Source organism: Gluconobacter sp. OJB (assembly GCF_039638275.1).
Taxonomy (GTDB): Bacteria; Pseudomonadota; Alphaproteobacteria; order Acetobacterales; family Acetobacteraceae; genus Gluconobacter; species Gluconobacter cerevisiae.
The window spans coordinates 1080963-1096085 of record NZ_JBDIWH010000001.1 but is presented as its reverse complement, the minus strand read 5'-3'; the positions used below and the strand labels follow the sequence as shown (position 1 = coordinate 1096085).

Sequence of the window (15123 nt, the reverse complement as noted above, 5' to 3'; positions counted from 1 at the left end):
CATCGCCTTCATGCGGTATAAGCGTGAATTGCTGACGACGGACGGAGGATTTCAGATATGCAGAAAACCATCATGCGCCGGGTGGCTCAGGGGCAGGGACGCGAACCCGCCGATCTGGTCATCCGCAATGTCCGGCTGTTCGATCTGGTTACGGGCGATCTGGTTCCCACCGATATCGCCATTTGCGGCGACCGGATCGTCGGCACTTATGGCGACTATGACGGCGTACGGACGATCGACGGCGCGGGCCGGATCGCTGTTCCCGGCTTCATCGACACGCATCTGCATGTTGAATCCTCGCTCGTCACGCCGTTCGAATTCGACCGCTGCGTCCTGCCGCATGGCGTCACGACCGCCATCTGCGATCCGCACGAAATGGCCAATGTCTTGGGGCGTGCCGCATTCGACTATTTTCTGGCCGCCGCTGAGCGGACCATCATGGACTTGCGGGTCAATCTCTCAAGCTGTGTTCCGGCAACGTCCATGGAGACGTCGGGAGCGATCCTGAATGTCGATGATCTGCTGCCCTATCGCGACCATCCAAAAGTGATCGGTCTGGCCGAATTCATGAATATACCGGGCGTTCTGAACGGCGATCCGGGCTGCATGGACAAGCTCGCGGCCTTTGCGGACGGCCATATCGACGGCCATGCGCCTCTTATGCGCGGCAAGGCCCTCAACGGCTATCTGGCAGCCGGAATTTCCACCGATCACGAGGCGACGGCAGCCGAAGAAGCGCTGGAGAAAGTGCGGAAAGGGATGACGGTTCTGATCCGGGAAGGCTCGGTCTGTAAGGATCTTGAAGCCTTGGTCCCGTTGCTGAACGTCGCCACATCGCCGTTCTTTGCCTTCTGCACCGATGACCGCAATCCGCTCGAAATTGCTCATGAAGGCCATCTGGATTTCCTGATCCGCCGGGCTATCGAACTCGGCGTGGAGCCTCTGGCCGCATATCGCGCGGCTTCGCTTTCTGCTGCCACCGCCTTTGGCCTGAAAGATCGCGGACAGATCGCGCCCGGCAAGCGCGCCGATATCGTCCTGCTCGACGATCTGGAACGCTGTCAGGTGTCGAATGTCATTTCCGCCGGTCGTCTGGTGAACGACGCGCTGTTTGCCGAGCGTGAGATCGTGCCGCCTGTTGGGCTGAACAGCGTGCAATTGCCAAACCCTGTGAGTGCGCAGGACATGCGGATTAAAGGCAGCGGCGCAAACCGTCCGGTGATGGGGATTATTCCGGGGCAGATCATCACCGAATTCCTGCGTCTGGATCTCCCTGAAGACGGTGATTGCGTTCTGCCTGACCTTGAACGTGATATCGCGAAGGTCTGCGTCGTGGCGCGGCATGGGCATAACGATAATATCGGACGCGGCTTTGTACGCGGCTTCGGCCTCAGAAGTGGCGCACTGGCCTCATCTGTCGGGCATGACAGCCATAATATCTGTGTTGTCGGGACCAATGATGCCGATATGGCCTGCGCGGTGAACCATCTGGAAAAGACCGGCGGCGGTTTTGTGGCCGTCCGTGATGGACAGGTGCTGGCGGAACTGCGCCTCCCCGTCGCGGGGCTGATGAGTGATGCGCCTTATGAACAGGTGCGTGACAATCTGGTCGTATTGCGAAAGGCCGCTAAAGAGATGGGCGTGGTTCTGGAAGAACCGTTCTTACAACTGGCGTTTCTGCCGCTCCCTGTCATCCCGCATCTCAAGATTACGGATTTCGGAATGATCGATGTGCGGAACATGGGGCTGGTTTGATATTGCGGTTCTCGACCGGGGTACTGGGCCTAAGACCCATTGATTTGATTGTGGGGACCTGATTCAGGCTCTGTGAGGAGACTGAAGATGAGCGACCTGTACTGGCTGGCGGACGAACAAAAGATGGCATGAATACGAAGCTCCATACGGTCACCGATCAGAACGGGCGCCCGCTGAGCTTCTTCATGACAACAAGACAGATCCAGTGATTATACCGATCCCGCTGCACAATGGATGCTAAGAGACTAGTGTTCTGTATTGATGAAGGAACAGCGGATCGTTTTTGTCTGGCGAGAAGGAAGCGAGTTCCTGATAAGTGCGATAAAGCCAAACGATAGCGTCTTTGACTTCTCTATGCGGGATCAGTTCGCGTGATTTCGCCTTTCCATACACTCTCAGATGTACGTCGTGCGCGTATGGCCTTCCCTTGTCGTTGAACTTCAATCCTAGAACGTCACCCCACTTCATGTTCTTCATTTCTGTGGGTCTCATGCCTGTCATGGCGATGATCTGGATGTAGCAACTGAACAGAATGCGATCGTACTTCACAGCAGGATTCAGATTGTCCTCTGTGAATTGCGCGAGGGCGTACTCCCTAAGACGTTTGTATTCCTCACATGAGAAACCCGGACGCGCTGTGTAACCCACCTTGGCAGTTCGGATTTCAGGAATGGTTTTGATGTACTGCGAATCGAAACAGAACTGAAAGAACCCACTCAAGGCAGCACGTTCACGATTCAACGTCGCGGGAGTAGGGCGCACTCGCTTTTTGTCTGTGATGGGGGAAGTGATGGTTTTTCCGTTGCGTTCGTATGTGATGAACGAAACGTCTTTTCCCGGTCCTGAAATCCAGTAGTCAGAACGCCATGAGAGATAGGCATCCACTGTCTTGCTGGAAATGAAGTTAGGATTGTGTGCGCCAAAGAACCCATCGACATATCGGGTGAGGATGGCTGTGTTCTGGAGTGCTACATTTTTAGGCATACGTGTTTGAGCAACACGCGCTTCCATATAGGCAATATAGTCTTGAATGATTCGTGAGATGGATTTCGCACGGACGTTCAGACCGCTCTCAGCTTTCAGGAGGGATTCATAATAGAATCTCTGAGCAAGCTTTTCCGCTTCGTGGCGATCTCTCGTTCCTAAAGATTTTCGGATTTGTCCCTGTCCGGGAATCGAGAAGCGGACGGACCAGTTAGCAGAGCCGGTCTGTTTGAACACATTATATGGTGCGGAAACTACGCTAGAACTATGCTTATCCACGCGCAAAAGCCTTGTTTTCTGCCCCTATGCTAGCACTAAGCTAGTGGGAAGTGAGACTCTTCAAAATCTTAAGTCTCTGAAAAACAAGGAAAAATGGTGGACCTGACGCAACTAGATAAAACAATATAAAACAATGTCTTATATGGTAAAACCTGCAAATTTCTCTAACGGAATATCAAGGGCCGAATCGTCCCAGTGTCAAACCTAAATTTGCTCTAGGTCATGCGCTATGACGAATTCCTACGAACGGTCGCACTTCGTTCTGACGGCAGATTTCAGTGTATTCCGAGAGTAACACCGTAATGTGAGCTACCAGAGCAGATCGTCCGGTCTCAATCTGCTCAGCCACCCGCTCCCGCACGGCATCGTTCTGCCCCAGCAGCGCCCCGGCGTACCCGACCTCCCGCCCAGCCTCGGCATCACCCAGGGCGGAGAGCGGCACAAACTGCACTGGCACATTCATCATCTGGCCTTTCGTCCGGCTAGCATCGGCTTGAAGCCCGAAGACCGGCAGGGGCGAGGACGCCGAGACGGAGAAGGATCCCGACTGACTGAACGTGCCAGACAGATCCATCGTCACCGGCCCGGCAATCATTGCCACGACCGGATCAGAGGTCTGCTGCGCGCACTGGAGCGCCCGGACGTTGGCATCGAACCGGGCGGCCTGATCCGCTGTCCAGCGCCGCACACCTGAGACACTGACGACGCCGGCCTTCGTCAGATCCGCCTGCACCCCCGCAATGGCCTGACTGATGGTCACAGGCGATACGGATCCGGCCGAGCAGGCCGAGAGGGCCAGAAGCCCGCAGAGTAACAGCGCCCTCATACCAGCGTCTCCCCACCCAGACCTGTCCAGGCTTTCGTATTCGGGTTCCACATTGCCATGACGCCCGGTGAGCCAGAGCCAATAGCCTTGTCTGTCACCAGTGCGCGCTGCCATGCGATGGGAGATGTAGGGAGTGTCGCAAAAGTGTAGGTCGCAGCAACAATCGGCTCATTGGCATATTTGGCGGTATTGGTTGCTCCGTTGAATGTCACAAGAGGAGTCTGCCAAGCGGATAAATCTGACGTCCCGGCAGAGATTTTTAAATCAGGGGAGAAGGGGCCACTTGTATTGGTGGATGCCTGAACTTTCCAATAACGAGCAGCTTTGTTATCTGGATTTACAAATGCGAAACATCCATTGTCATTTTCATCTGACGCGTACCTGCCGTTTAAAGCAAATCCAATCGACATAAAATAGCTGTTGCCGGAAGTGTCGTAAAACCCTGTTACTTGTAACTCCTCCCCTGTACTGTTTGTCAGCAATATCCCCGGAGGATTGTTAGTCAAAGATTTTATTACATAGAAATTTGTTCCGAAGTACCCGTTATATGCACCTATCTGAAGAAACGGGTTTTTAACAGCGTCGCCCGAGCCGTCAATCGTATCCGGGTCCGCGACCGTGAATAAGCCTCCTGAATTGTCGAAACTGGACGCAGTTCGTGTCAGGGAGGGAAGGTGATAATTTCCTGACGAATTTTTGGTATTGTCGATCGAGAGCGGAAAATAATCGGCTCCGTTGGCGGCCGTATAACCGAGGGCTGTGTTGATTGCCGCTGCCGACAGTTTGGCTTCTGTTCCGGTTGCTCCAGGCGGAACCTCAAACGTCGCAGGTGTGGTTGTGCTCCCATCGGTGAGGGTTGCGGTCAGCGTGACGGTAGACGGCTGGCCGGCTACGACAGCACCCTGCGTCACGTTAATCGCCTTGATCCCGACGCCCTGAGCGCCGCCCGAGGACAGGGCTGCGATCCATTGCCCGATCGTCTGGACCTTACCGCCTGATGTGACATCCAGCCCGGAGCCATCGCCGGAATACGTCCCTGCCGTCACGCTCTCGAACGACGGCGTCCCCACGGGGGCTGTGTTTTCCGTGGCCATGACGACGCGGCCGTTCGCAGAATAGCCGGACGGCAGCGCTTCGATGCCGGCAATCAGCACCTTGCCGTTCGTCAGGGTATCGACCGGGAAATCACCGCCTGGCGTGGTCGCGGCGGTCAGCGCCGTGATCTGAAGGACAGCCATCACGGAATAGACGCGGCCCTGCTGGGTCGTGATTTCAAAGAGGATCTTCTGCGCCGTGTTCGGCTGGCCGCTGGCGAGGAAGGCCACGACCATCGTCCCGGCTACGGCAGACCACATGACCTTGAGGTCATATTGCCCACCCGTGGCCGTTGTGACGACAGCGGAGCGGATCGCGGTCAGCGTATCGCCCGTTCCTGCCAGCAGGGTGGAGAAATCCAGCACATAGTCCAGACAGTCGGCCGACGCCTTCGGACACCACATCACCTGGGCATAAAGCCCGGTGCAGGACTGGAGCGTCACCGTCCGCAGCGGAGACGGCGTGAGGTTGTGAACCGTGGTCATGCAGCCCTCACTTCCGCTAGGAGCGCGTCGAAGTCCTCACCGGTCGGAGCCGTGCCGGGAATGCCCAGCCAGTTCTCCCGCGACAGCAGGCCGTAAGCCTCATCTGCAATCCGCGTGAAGGTGCTCCACGGCATAAAGGTGCGCGTGCCCCAGGTGTTGAAGAACACGCCGTCCGGGTTGTAGCCGACGAGCGCGATGGCATGGCCGCCCGCAGGCGTATGGTCGGAGATGGCCTCCCAGTCCCAGGTCTCGCCAAGTCCCAGATCGAGGAAGCCTTGCGGCACCTGCACACCCGCCAGCACGCCGCCCAGATAGGCGATGGCGCGGCGGATCCCCACGACATCGGTCGGTACGATCGATCCGTAGGCCGTCAGGTAATCGCGGGTCTGTCCCGGCCGCAGGAGGCCGTCACGACGCCAGGCGTTCAGCTCGTCCAGCAGGATGGTGCCAGGATCGTACCCTGCCTGTTCGTTGAAGCCCGTGAGCGCTGCATAGTTTGCCAGCACGGTTTCGGTCGAGAGCATGACCAGCGATTGCGCGGCTTTGGTCCAGGTCGCCACCAGAGCGGCGTGAGCCGCGAATGCGCAGCAGCCGAAGCGGTCATTGCCCCACATCTGATAGGGCACGTTCTGCGACCAGTCGCGGGCAGTGGGCACGGCCGGCAGACGCACAGCCAGCACCCGGCCGAGGCGATAGGTGCGCGGGTCATGTTTCGGGGCGCGCTTGCCCAGTTTTCTGTCCTGCATGGGATCTCCGGAAACAAAAAAAGAGGGGAGCAGCCGAAGCCGCTCCCCTTTTTCGTCATGTGGCGAAAATGGTCAGACGCCCTGATAGATCCGGGCGCGGATCAGCTCCGGAGACTGGACGGGCGCGACATACGGAGCAGCCGTGACACCGGCCAGCGCCTCGACCAGCGGAATCATCGCCTGAACGGTCTGCATGTAGGTGGCAGCCGAGGGCGAGTAGACCTTCACGATCGGGGTCGCGATCGCCAGCAGAGTTTCGAGATCCGTGCCGAGCGACTTGGCCCAGTCCTTGCCGGTCGCGACCGTAATGGAACCATTCGAGTTGGCAGCCACCTGTGCGGACACGCTGCGGATCTGCGCGATCAGGTTGTCGAACTTCGCCTTGTCCGCAGCAGACAGGTGGCTTTCCAGTTCGGGAATGCCTTCGATCGCCTGGACGGCATAGGCGATGGCTGCGGCGTCATTGTTGAGCGCGGCCGTGTTGAAGGTCGCCGTGTTTGCGGTCGTGGTGCAGGCCGCCGTGGAGCCGAGAAGAAGGGCACCGAGGCTGAGGGCGAGGAAGCGATTGCGCATGATGTCTCCAGACATAAAAAAACCGCCTCAGAGGGCGGCGGAAGAAAGAGCGGTCTGACAGGCGGAGCCTGCCTCCTTCGGGTCAGGCGGTCGGCTTGGGAGGCGCGCCCGCCTTGGGATGGGTGGAAGCCGGATCGAGGCCCAGCTTGGCCGCCTCGATCGTGCGGCTGGCCTCGGCCGGAATCATCAGGGCCTTGGCATCAGGCTGATAGGCGTTGGTGTTCCAGCCCTTCGACTGCGCCAGGCTGGAAACGACCTTGTAGAGCAGCGCCAGCCTGCTGCCGGCCGCAGGCGGCTTCCAGAAGCGCATGGCCAGAGCGGCGGCTGCGATCAGGAAGGTCAAGATCGAGACGATGTCTCCCGCAGCTTTGGCAGGCAGATACGGCAGGACCGTCTGGAACAGGGTTGTCCAGTCCATTTCAGTTTTCCATTTCGAAAAAGAAGTACAGTTTATCGGCAGCCTATTTTACCAGCCAGTCTGCCAGGGAATTCTTCCCCACTTCCCACTGGAAATGCAGTAATACTCATAGGACGCGTCAAAAAGTAAGGTTCCTGCTTGGCAGGAGGCAGAAGAAGATGCGGGCGTTTCCTGAATGTTAACTCGCAACCTTCGGTCAATGTTTAAAGACGCATACTTCAATAAAAATCCGGGATTTACCCCGTTTCCATCATCTGTATAGCCAAAACCAATATCAATTCCGGTTCCACTGGAAAAGATAAACATCGTATTACCGATCCCGAGCGCATTATAGCCTTGGAAATTGAATGGGTTGAGGGGAACGGCGCCACCGTTCGCTGAAAGCGTGCAACCAGAGGTTGAACAATATGATCCACTGTTTGCTCCACCAGAACTCGCTATGGCCTGATTGACCCAATAGGTAGTGGCGGCCTGTTGTGAATTATTGCCCGAGGCTGGATTGGGAAATAAAACCGTGCCTGAAAAAGAAAAATCGCCACTCGCAGTTCCGGAAAAGGTCGGGTTATGTATCCCCCAATTAGCAATGGCGTGCGTGTCTGCATGTGAACTATTCCTTGACAAGAACAGCAAACACAAAAACATAAGTATGCGTCTCATTTCATTACCTCAATAAAGGTTGGCGGTTATTGAGCCAATGTAGAAAGTACATTTTGGAAGAGACTCTGTGTCCAATAAAATGGCGATGTGAGTAGCAAAGGCCGGGGCTCCAGAACCAGAAATATCCGTGGATAGTTCTGCTGGCTTACTTGGCAAGCCAAGATATCCCGGCGACGTTCCGTGAGAAATCCAATCTGTGTATCCAGTTTCCGGAATATGAATATCATCTTCACCGCAAAACAGATTTGGAGCGCCAAATGTGGTCCTGCCGAACTGGTCTGAACCTATAGCCTGCACAAAGAATGTTCTGAAATAAAGAACAGGCAAGCCATCGGTGTCTGTCGGCATGACATTATTGGAAGAAACCGCGCCACTGGAAAAGTCATACGGAAACAGGACTTTTAATGCGACTGTCCCGGACTGATATTTTTCAATCGGAATACATATAACGATCCTATCATTTGCCCCGCTGCCTTGCGTCTGCACTTTCAATGATGCTGGATATCCATCACAGACATAATCAGTTGAAAGAGCCGCGCTCGCATTCTCGGAAGACCATTGGCCGATGCCTGCACAATTATCAGAATATAGTCCACCCATCAGACCTACCCCGTCATCAAGGAGAAGGGCACTTTTTGATTGAGGGATGAAGAACCCGGCCAGTCCTAATGGGTCGCAATTCCAGTTATTGTACGTTCCAACATTGGCATTGCCAGTGTTGATAGAGCTTCTGATCTTTAACTGGCCCGGCCCCCTTAACGCCCTTCCATCCATGCTTGTCAGGTTGTAAAGTTGGGTCTCATGGAACACCATCTGAGACATATTGGACTCAAGGAAGATGGGTGGACCGGGAAACTTTGTATGATCTCCCGCGCCAAGAAACATTCCCCCGTGGCATATTATCGATCCACTTCCTACACAGTGATAAAGAGGCTTGTCGTATGACGACGGCCCCATCATTTCCATGTGGCAACCGTGGAATTCAATCCTTCCCGTATTATTGGCAACACATTGATTGGAATAGTCCATCGACGTTCCGTAGAACGTAAACTCACCATTGCCTGGATTACTTATGATGCAATCAGAATTTCCTAATCCCCCGCCATAAAACCGAAAGTTTTCACCCGCATTGACGCTGCCGGGCAGGAACTGAACGCAGATCCCGCATGCGCTTACGCTGAAATCCCAATACTCTGACAGATAAGCACCACTTCCAAAATTCATACCGATCTGGAAGTTCTGGATTGATCCGGTTCCGAAGTTTTGAATGGTCCCGTCTATATCCTGATAGGAATTATACCATATCCCCGTGACCCCAGACTGCGCTCCAGGGCCGTTTAACGTAAACCCTTCCGTAATCACCGGGATTGGATAATGAAGGGTTGCGCCGTCTCTCGTGGAAGAAATGGCAGAATTCTTGTTTAGCTTTGTGACTGAAAACTTTGTGAATTCAACATTCACATATCCTGATATTGCCACAACAACCCATGAGGTACTTTCTTCAGGCACATAAATAGGAACGCTTATTGATCCTGTAACGGGCGTATCAACGGAAAGATTGGATATCTGATTGGAAGGCCCTTCCATAACCCAACTTGATGGACCAGAGCCAGGACTATCCCCATTTACGCCAGCCCCAATGCTTCCAGGCTGGTAATTCCCCTGTGAATATGACCCCCCCAAAGTGCAGGAGTATTCAAGATTGAACATATATGCTCCCTTGGGCAAGGTGAGTTTTTGCCCCCACTGGTTCCAATGACCAGTAGCAGTAGACATATTGTTGTTGTCAGAAGCATTAATTACTGCGTCAGTATTGGAAATAGTGTACGTGCCAGCGCGCCCGGCACCTGTTCCCAATCCGGTTATTTTTGTATCTGTTCCAAGTTTCCATTGAGAGTCATAAAGGGTGTCTCCAATAGCCAGATCAGGAGTTCCCGTAACCTTTGATACAGTCAATACTCCCCCAGAAACAGATCCTGTTATTTGAGTGGCATTTGGCGGATCTGTGTAGGTCACTTTTCCTTTTTCGAATACGACATCGGTGCATTGTGCTGGAGAGTAGACACTGGCATTCTGGAAAGCCCCACTGGAATTTCCCGTCTGAAATGTCGGATCATCTATATATTCGACCACAGTATTGACGGCTCTAAGGGCAGTAAAATCTAGGGTCGAGTTTGTAAAATCACCAAAAGTAGTTCCCGAGATCCAGATCAGGGGATTGTCGTCCAGAGCCACCGCGTCGTTGCACATGATGTAATGAAGCGCAGGAGAATTGATGCCTTTTCCGGAATAGCTGACGGTCTGGATGGCGACAAAATCAATCTCCTGATCCAGACTGTAGGCAATCGGAAAGACCGCCTGCGCCTCGGCTAGTGTCGGGAAGAAACTGGACAGCCGGTGACTGTTGCCGTCACCGACTGCGCCGAACCATTGCGGGTTGAGGCCGCCCTGATAGACGCGCCGGTAGGTGGTGCCTCCGGCCGTAACGATGATCGTCCCGAAATCAGGCGTATCGCTACCTTCGGCACGGATGAAGATGCCTGCGGCTCCCCGCGTCAGATCTGTCCCGTCCCAGGACGTCAGCATGATAGCAGCCGGGGACGTCTTTAGCGCCCGGAACTGCGTGATGGAGGCCACGCTCGCCCGGACGCTGGAAGCCACGATGTCAGCGGCGCTTGCGCCGTCGAGCGTACTGTCAGCATCGATCGTACCGGACTGGATCGACTGACGGATCGACTGACCGCCGTCTGCATCCACCTTATTGCCAAGGGCTGCCGCGACCTGTGTGGATTTGACCAGATTGGCCTTGTTCCCTGTGTCGATGACAGATTTCCAAGGCGGTGTGAAATTCTGGACCATCAGACGTTTCCGTTCTTCAGTGTCATGGGAGTTGCGAGGCCAAGGAAAATGGCGCGTTCACGGGCACGGCGGGTCTTCAGGCCGGGTAGTTCGACCAGCTGGCCACGCACGGTGGCCTTGTCCCAGCGCAGCAGCTCGTCGGCCGCGCCGGCATAGTCTGAGGCATTCAGTTTGCGCAGCAGGGTCGAGCCTGCGACGGCGGCGGTCCCGATATTGTATTGCCAGGACAGCAGGGCCGCGCGCTGGACGTCTGACAGCGCCACCCGGACCAGGCGGGACAGTGCGGCATCAAGCGTCGCCACCGTCCGGAGCAGGAGGCTGTCAGCGGCTGCCCGATCGATGAGAGCAGTCCGGGCCGTGACGGGCTGTCCGTTGGCCAGCCACCGGCTGCCATAGCCGATCGTCCAGTACCCGGCCGGACAGACATAGGGCGTGGCACAAAAGCCCTCGAACCCCGGGCGCCGCAGCAGCGCCGTGGCCAGAACGATGGCAGTGTCATGCATGGGGGATCACTTTCCGATCGAGACGACCAGGTGGACGACCCCCGATCCAAGGATTGAGGTCAGCAGAGTGATCGCAGCCGTGACCACAGCTCGCGCGCCGAATAAACGGTCGAGCTTGCCGTTGATCTGCCGGTTGCTGCTTTCCATTGATTTCGCCAGCGCCTCAATCTCGCTGCGCAACGACGCGATTTCCTGACGCATCTCGGCCCGTAAATCAGACTGGCTGTTTCCAACGCTGGAAAGCTGCGTCTCCAGCGTCAGGCATCGATCTTCAAGAACGCGGATCCGATCTTCGGGAGACAGAGCAGCAGGCAGGCTTGCGACCATGGTGGCCGCCTGAGAATCAGGCATCGTTTTTCCATAAAAAAAAGCCACCCTGAAGGCGGCTGGAACTGTCGGGCGATTTTGGAATCAGTCGGAGGTAGGCGAGGTCATCGATCCCCGATTGCCAACACATTCAGGAAGGGCACTGTTGTGCTGCTGAAATTATGTGTTGTGAATCCTTTGGTATCGACATTGGCAGGAACGACGGGGATGACCGCATTCTGACTGTCCGTCACCACGGCCGTCAGCCAGACCCGTGGCGGATTTGAGAACTCTTCCGGGAAATTGATCCGTGTCTGGGTCGCAACCTGCGCTACCTGAAATTCCACAATCTTTTTACTGGCGCCCATCGGCAGGTTGTCGATGAAGGCGAAGCTATGGCTGTTCCAATTGATGGACTGCGGGCTGACACTGAATACCGGCTCGTTGCCAGAGTAGAGAACGAAATTTCCGTCGCCCTGGAACTGCGCCCGCATGGAGCCATAATCTACCGTCATGCGGGTAGCTGTTCCATCGGTGATGTCCAGCTTGTTGCCGTTCGCATTGTTCGCGGCCGCCAGCGCAGAGTTCGCAGTCCCCTGGGCAGAATTTCCCGCCGACAACGCCGTGTTGACCTGAACCGTGGTCGCATAATCGCCAGACGGCTGCGCATAGTACCAAGGCCCCTTGGAGGACTGGAAAGCTAGCCTCTGGGTCGTATTATCGATGGTTGCGCCAACGATGCTGCCATAGTCCCCGATGACCTGTTGGACGTAACGTCCATCCGCCTGCGCCGCACCGACAGCCTGATAAGACGTCCAGTCCGAAACCTGCGGGACCAGGAGTTCGGAGAGCACAGTCAGCGATTTGAGGCTCACGGCCCCATTTTCATCCAGCTGGACCAGGAACTCGGCCGGGATTTCGTTATAGACCTGCACGCCACCGGAGAAGCGCACCAGATCCGTGGTGTTCTGCGTGTTGCCGATCACCCGGCTGCGGGCGAGCGTGCAGGGATTGCCGATCGTGAGCGTTCCCACGCCCCATTCCGCCTGCGCCCCGTCATCCGCGAAATAGAAGATCCGGCCGCTGCTCGGAAAGGCCTGAGAAAATGCCCTCCGATCCGCAACTGCGCCGTTCAGCACGAAACTGCCGACGCCCGGACTGCTGGCAGTCTCCAGAACAAAATTGGCCAGCATGGTCATCACAGTCGCTCCGTCTGGGTAAAGGTCCAGCTCCGCCGATCGGCAGGGCCGTAAGGGTTGCCAATGTCGCCGCCACTCAGGCGCCCGAAGAGCGCTTCCTCCTGCGACGCAGCCCCCGGATCCGGGAGGAAGAGAATATTCTTCCCAGATGCCGCGATCTGCTGGATCTCCCGCAAGGTTGCAGTCTCCGCCGCGCCATAGGACTGATGCGCGATCGAGGCCTTTCTCTGGATCCAGCGCATCTGCGGAAATTCCGCGCCAGACAGCGCTGTCACCTCATCGACCCCAAGGTTGAAGCCTGAGCTGCTTTCAGTTGAGAAATTGCGGACCGGCTGCCAGATCGGCCCGACATAGGCCAGCGGGATTGAGAGGTACCCGTCCGGATTGCCCGGATCCGCGATCGTGATCGTCACGACATCGCAGGACAGTTCAGCCGGCAGAACATAGACCGCCTGACCTGCCACGGTCGCCATGGGCTGGGTCGTGTCATGCAGGACATTGCCTGCGCTGCTGGCGACGATCCGCCAGCTGGCCTGCGCCGTCAGGTTGGTGCGATGCACCGACACGACCCGAACGCCCCCGCGCTGCGACAGCGCCACCGTCAGGGTCGCTGTCGTGATATCAGCCCGCCAGGCATAGGCCGGATTACCCTGCGGGGAGGTCAGGTTCGTGACCGGGAGAAGCGCTGCGGCGCTGTCGGCCGACAGGACGGCAGAAAGCACCGCGTTCCGATAGCCAAGTCCACAGTTTTCCATGAAGTCTCACATAATGTCTGGCCCGAAATCACCACCGGTGAGGCCTTGCGGAATGGTCCATAACGTCAGGACCTGAAGGGTTGCCGTCGCATCACCGCCCCGGACATGTTCTGCGACGACAATGCCCAGGCAGGCATTGGCCAGTTCCGGGACAGGTGCCTGAATCGTAATCGTGTCCCCGAGGTCGACCTGCCAGCTCAGTTCCACCGGGATGGTGACAGCCCAGAGCGTCCGGTGAGTGCCCCACAGGCCGCCATGCGAATCAGCAACCGTCTGGGCATCCCCGGATGACGCCAGCGCCGTGACGACTGGCGTCGGATCGCTTGGAACCCGCCAGCGCATCCGCAGGCTTGCATCCGACCAGACGGCATTGCGATCGGCCGCGGCGATGAGGGCCTGCCGGTCAGCCGGGGCTTGCGGATGCAGACCCGAGCCTGCCGTCTGGACTGTGAAATTATGCTGCCAGCCCATGCGCCAGCGCCATGTCGGAGGACTGAGCGAGGCGTCGAGGGACACAGGCTCGATCTCGGTGATGACGTTCGTATCGAGCGTCAGGGTCGAGGCCGTCAGGCTGTTAATGGCTGCCAGCAGGACGGGGCGTAATGTGCCCGACCGGGTCGGCACGATCGAGATCGCCAGACCCGACAGAAGGGTCCGGACCACATCCTGTCCCGTGACCGTTTCTGTTCCATCCCAGAACCACCCCGCCCGCCAGGGGGCCAGCGGACTTTGCGCGGGCCATTGCGCATCGATGTAGGTTTCCGGAAGGACGAAGTCCTCCAGAAGCATCGCGCGCAGGATGTCCAGGACGTTCTGCGGGGACGCACCGGAAGGAAACGATCCGACCGCGTCCACGGTGATGCCATAGACGGGCCGTGTTCCCAGCCGGATCCATGTTCCGGTTCCCCCTCTCTGGATCTGGTAAGTGCCCGGAGTAGGAGACTGGGCATAGAGATCTGCGACCAGGCCGCCGAAGGCGATACCGCCCGCAAAGCCGCCCTCATAGAGCGCGGAGATTTCGGCCGGCGCATCACTGACCTGATAGACATAATTCACCGCATCGATCAGGACGGGCGTGATGTTGCACGCCGTGCCCCGCAGGGTCGGCATGATGCGGCCGGAGACGTTGGCATCCCCGTCCAGACGGCCCGTGCCTCCATAGATCCGGCCCGTCATGGTGACATCGAGCCAGGACAGTGCCCCGAGCAGGGGAACGGTCAGGGTCCGTCGTCCCGCCTGCCAGAGCGTCCCCAGACCGGCAAAGACCGGCTGGAGATCCGCACGCTTCGGGTCCTGCCAGATCCCCCGGTCCCGATCGAGCGTCTTGCGCCCGCTCAGGATCCGCACCGGTAGATGATCGTTCGTTCGGCTGGCGACGAGCGCATCGAGGGAGCCGTCATTGATCAGCGTGACGGATCCGAATGACGACGTGCCACCGAGCGCGTCCGAAGTCAGGGAAATCCCGCGGTCCAGATCGAACGCCTGGGTGACGATCGGGAGGTAGGGAACGTGATTTTCATCGACATACCCCATGTCGGAGAAGCGCAGGGTCTCGACCGTCTCCAGCGACCCCGCGTTCCGCCGCAGCGTTCCGCGAGGCCGGCTGCCATGGGCCGGAAGATCATCGACCTGGACAGCCAGGGTATCGACCAGGTCGATCTCGACTGCCCGGATCACTGTCAT

General features: G+C 57.2%; 14 protein-coding genes and 1 pseudogene. 2 read left to right on the top strand and 13 right to left on the bottom strand.

What is annotated here, in order from left to right; translation table 11 throughout:
- The first annotated feature begins 57 nt into the window (after window positions 1–57).
- Both ade and ABDK74_RS05090 read left to right on the top strand, forming a co-directional pair.
- Window positions 58–1755: an adenine deaminase gene (gene ade, locus ABDK74_RS05095; protein WP_346002967.1), complete on the top strand. Its 1698-nt coding sequence runs from the start codon at window positions 58–60 to the stop codon at window positions 1753–1755.
- A gap of 110 nt (window positions 1756–1865) precedes the next feature.
- Window positions 1866–2001 (top strand): annotated as a pseudogene (locus tag ABDK74_RS05090) (IS5/IS1182 family transposase); the annotation flags it as partial.
- Here the strand turns inward: ABDK74_RS05090 and ABDK74_RS05085 are convergent.
- The 13 genes from ABDK74_RS05085 to ABDK74_RS05025 form a co-directional block, all read right to left on the bottom strand.
- The gene (locus tag ABDK74_RS05085) at window positions 1993–3018 is read right to left on the bottom strand and encodes a site-specific integrase (RefSeq protein WP_346002966.1); all 1026 of its coding nucleotides are present in this window, start codon (window positions 3016–3018) and stop codon (window positions 1993–1995) included. The pseudogene ABDK74_RS05090 and the gene ABDK74_RS05085 sit on opposite strands and share 9 nt — an antisense overlap.
- 220 nt (window positions 3019–3238) lie before the next feature.
- Window positions 3239–3844 (bottom strand): hypothetical protein, encoded by a 606-nt coding sequence (locus tag ABDK74_RS05080; RefSeq protein WP_346002965.1) that lies wholly within the window; start codon window positions 3842–3844, stop codon window positions 3239–3241.
- Window positions 3841–5424 carry a hypothetical protein gene (locus ABDK74_RS05075; protein WP_346002964.1) on the bottom strand — a complete coding sequence of 528 codons (1584 nt, stop codon included), beginning with the start codon at window positions 5422–5424 and terminating at the stop codon, window positions 3841–3843. The genes ABDK74_RS05080 and ABDK74_RS05075 overlap by 4 nt, the downstream gene beginning before the upstream one ends.
- The gene (locus ABDK74_RS05070; RefSeq protein ID WP_346002963.1) at window positions 5421–6170 is read right to left on the bottom strand and encodes a hypothetical protein; all 750 of its coding nucleotides are present in this window, start codon (window positions 6168–6170) and stop codon (window positions 5421–5423) included. The genes ABDK74_RS05075 and ABDK74_RS05070 overlap by 4 nt, the downstream gene beginning before the upstream one ends.
- 72 nt (window positions 6171–6242) lie before the next feature.
- On the bottom strand, window positions 6243–6743 hold the full coding sequence (locus ABDK74_RS05065) for a hypothetical protein (RefSeq protein WP_346002962.1): 501 nt from the start codon (window positions 6741–6743) through the stop codon (window positions 6243–6245).
- An 82-nt stretch (window positions 6744–6825) separates the two neighbouring features.
- Complete coding sequence (locus tag ABDK74_RS05060; protein ID WP_346002961.1) at window positions 6826–7161, bottom strand: hypothetical protein; 336 nt, start codon at window positions 7159–7161, stop codon at window positions 6826–6828.
- A gap of 48 nt (window positions 7162–7209) precedes the next feature.
- Window positions 7210–7818, bottom strand: coding sequence for a hypothetical protein (locus ABDK74_RS05055; RefSeq protein WP_346002960.1), 609 nt, complete (start codon window positions 7816–7818; stop codon window positions 7210–7212).
- Between the two features lie 9 nt (window positions 7819–7827).
- Window positions 7828–10677 (bottom strand): hypothetical protein, encoded by a 2850-nt coding sequence (locus ABDK74_RS05050; protein ID WP_346002959.1) that lies wholly within the window; start codon window positions 10675–10677, stop codon window positions 7828–7830.
- On the bottom strand, window positions 10677–11180 hold the full coding sequence (locus ABDK74_RS05045) for a lysozyme (protein WP_346002958.1): 504 nt from the start codon (window positions 11178–11180) through the stop codon (window positions 10677–10679). Before ABDK74_RS05045 ends, ABDK74_RS05050 begins: the two co-directional genes overlap by 1 nt.
- A gap of 6 nt (window positions 11181–11186) precedes the next feature.
- Window positions 11187–11531 (bottom strand): hypothetical protein, encoded by a 345-nt coding sequence (locus tag ABDK74_RS05040; protein ID WP_346002957.1) that lies wholly within the window; start codon window positions 11529–11531, stop codon window positions 11187–11189.
- Window positions 11532–11611: 80 nt separating this feature from the next.
- Complete coding sequence (locus ABDK74_RS05035; protein WP_346002956.1) at window positions 11612–12685, bottom strand: hypothetical protein; 1074 nt, start codon at window positions 12683–12685, stop codon at window positions 11612–11614.
- On the bottom strand, window positions 12685–13440 hold the full coding sequence (locus ABDK74_RS05030; protein WP_346002955.1) for a hypothetical protein: 756 nt from the start codon (window positions 13438–13440) through the stop codon (window positions 12685–12687). The genes ABDK74_RS05035 and ABDK74_RS05030 overlap by 1 nt, the downstream gene beginning before the upstream one ends.
- A gap of 6 nt (window positions 13441–13446) precedes the next feature.
- Window positions 13447–15123, bottom strand: a complete 1677-nt coding sequence (locus ABDK74_RS05025; RefSeq protein ID WP_346002954.1) for a hypothetical protein — start codon at window positions 15121–15123, stop codon at window positions 13447–13449.

Bases quoted from the DNA above. Each gene is read 5' to 3' on its own strand.
- ade (WP_346002967.1), top strand. From the start codon at position 58: ATGCAGAAAACCATCATGCGCCGGGTGGCTCAGGGGCAGGGACGCGAA.
- ABDK74_RS05080 (WP_346002965.1), bottom strand. From the start codon at position 3,844: ATGAGGGCGCTGTTACTCTGCGGGCTTCTGGCCCTCTCGGCCTGCTCG.
- ABDK74_RS05075 (WP_346002964.1), bottom strand. From the start codon at position 5,424: ATGACCACGGTTCACAACCTCACGCCGTCTCCGCTGCGGACGGTGACG.
- ABDK74_RS05070 (WP_346002963.1), bottom strand. From the start codon at position 6,170: ATGCAGGACAGAAAACTGGGCAAGCGCGCCCCGAAACATGACCCGCGC.
- ABDK74_RS05065 (WP_346002962.1), bottom strand. From the start codon at position 6,743: ATGCGCAATCGCTTCCTCGCCCTCAGCCTCGGTGCCCTTCTTCTCGGC.
- ABDK74_RS05060 (WP_346002961.1), bottom strand. From the start codon at position 7,161: ATGGACTGGACAACCCTGTTCCAGACGGTCCTGCCGTATCTGCCTGCC.
- ABDK74_RS05055 (WP_346002960.1), bottom strand. From the start codon at position 7,818: ATGAGACGCATACTTATGTTTTTGTGTTTGCTGTTCTTGTCAAGGAAT.
- ABDK74_RS05050 (WP_346002959.1), bottom strand. From the start codon at position 10,677: ATGGTCCAGAATTTCACACCGCCTTGGAAATCTGTCATCGACACAGGG.
- ABDK74_RS05045 (WP_346002958.1), bottom strand. From the start codon at position 11,180: ATGCATGACACTGCCATCGTTCTGGCCACGGCGCTGCTGCGGCGCCCG.
- ABDK74_RS05040 (WP_346002957.1), bottom strand. From the start codon at position 11,531: ATGCCTGATTCTCAGGCGGCCACCATGGTCGCAAGCCTGCCTGCTGCT.
- ABDK74_RS05035 (WP_346002956.1), bottom strand. From the start codon at position 12,685: ATGACCATGCTGGCCAATTTTGTTCTGGAGACTGCCAGCAGTCCGGGC.
- ABDK74_RS05030 (WP_346002955.1), bottom strand. From the start codon at position 13,440: ATGGAAAACTGTGGACTTGGCTATCGGAACGCGGTGCTTTCTGCCGTC.
- ABDK74_RS05025 (WP_346002954.1), bottom strand. From the start codon at position 15,123: ATGACAGTGATCCGGGCAGTCGAGATCGACCTGGTCGATACCCTGGCT.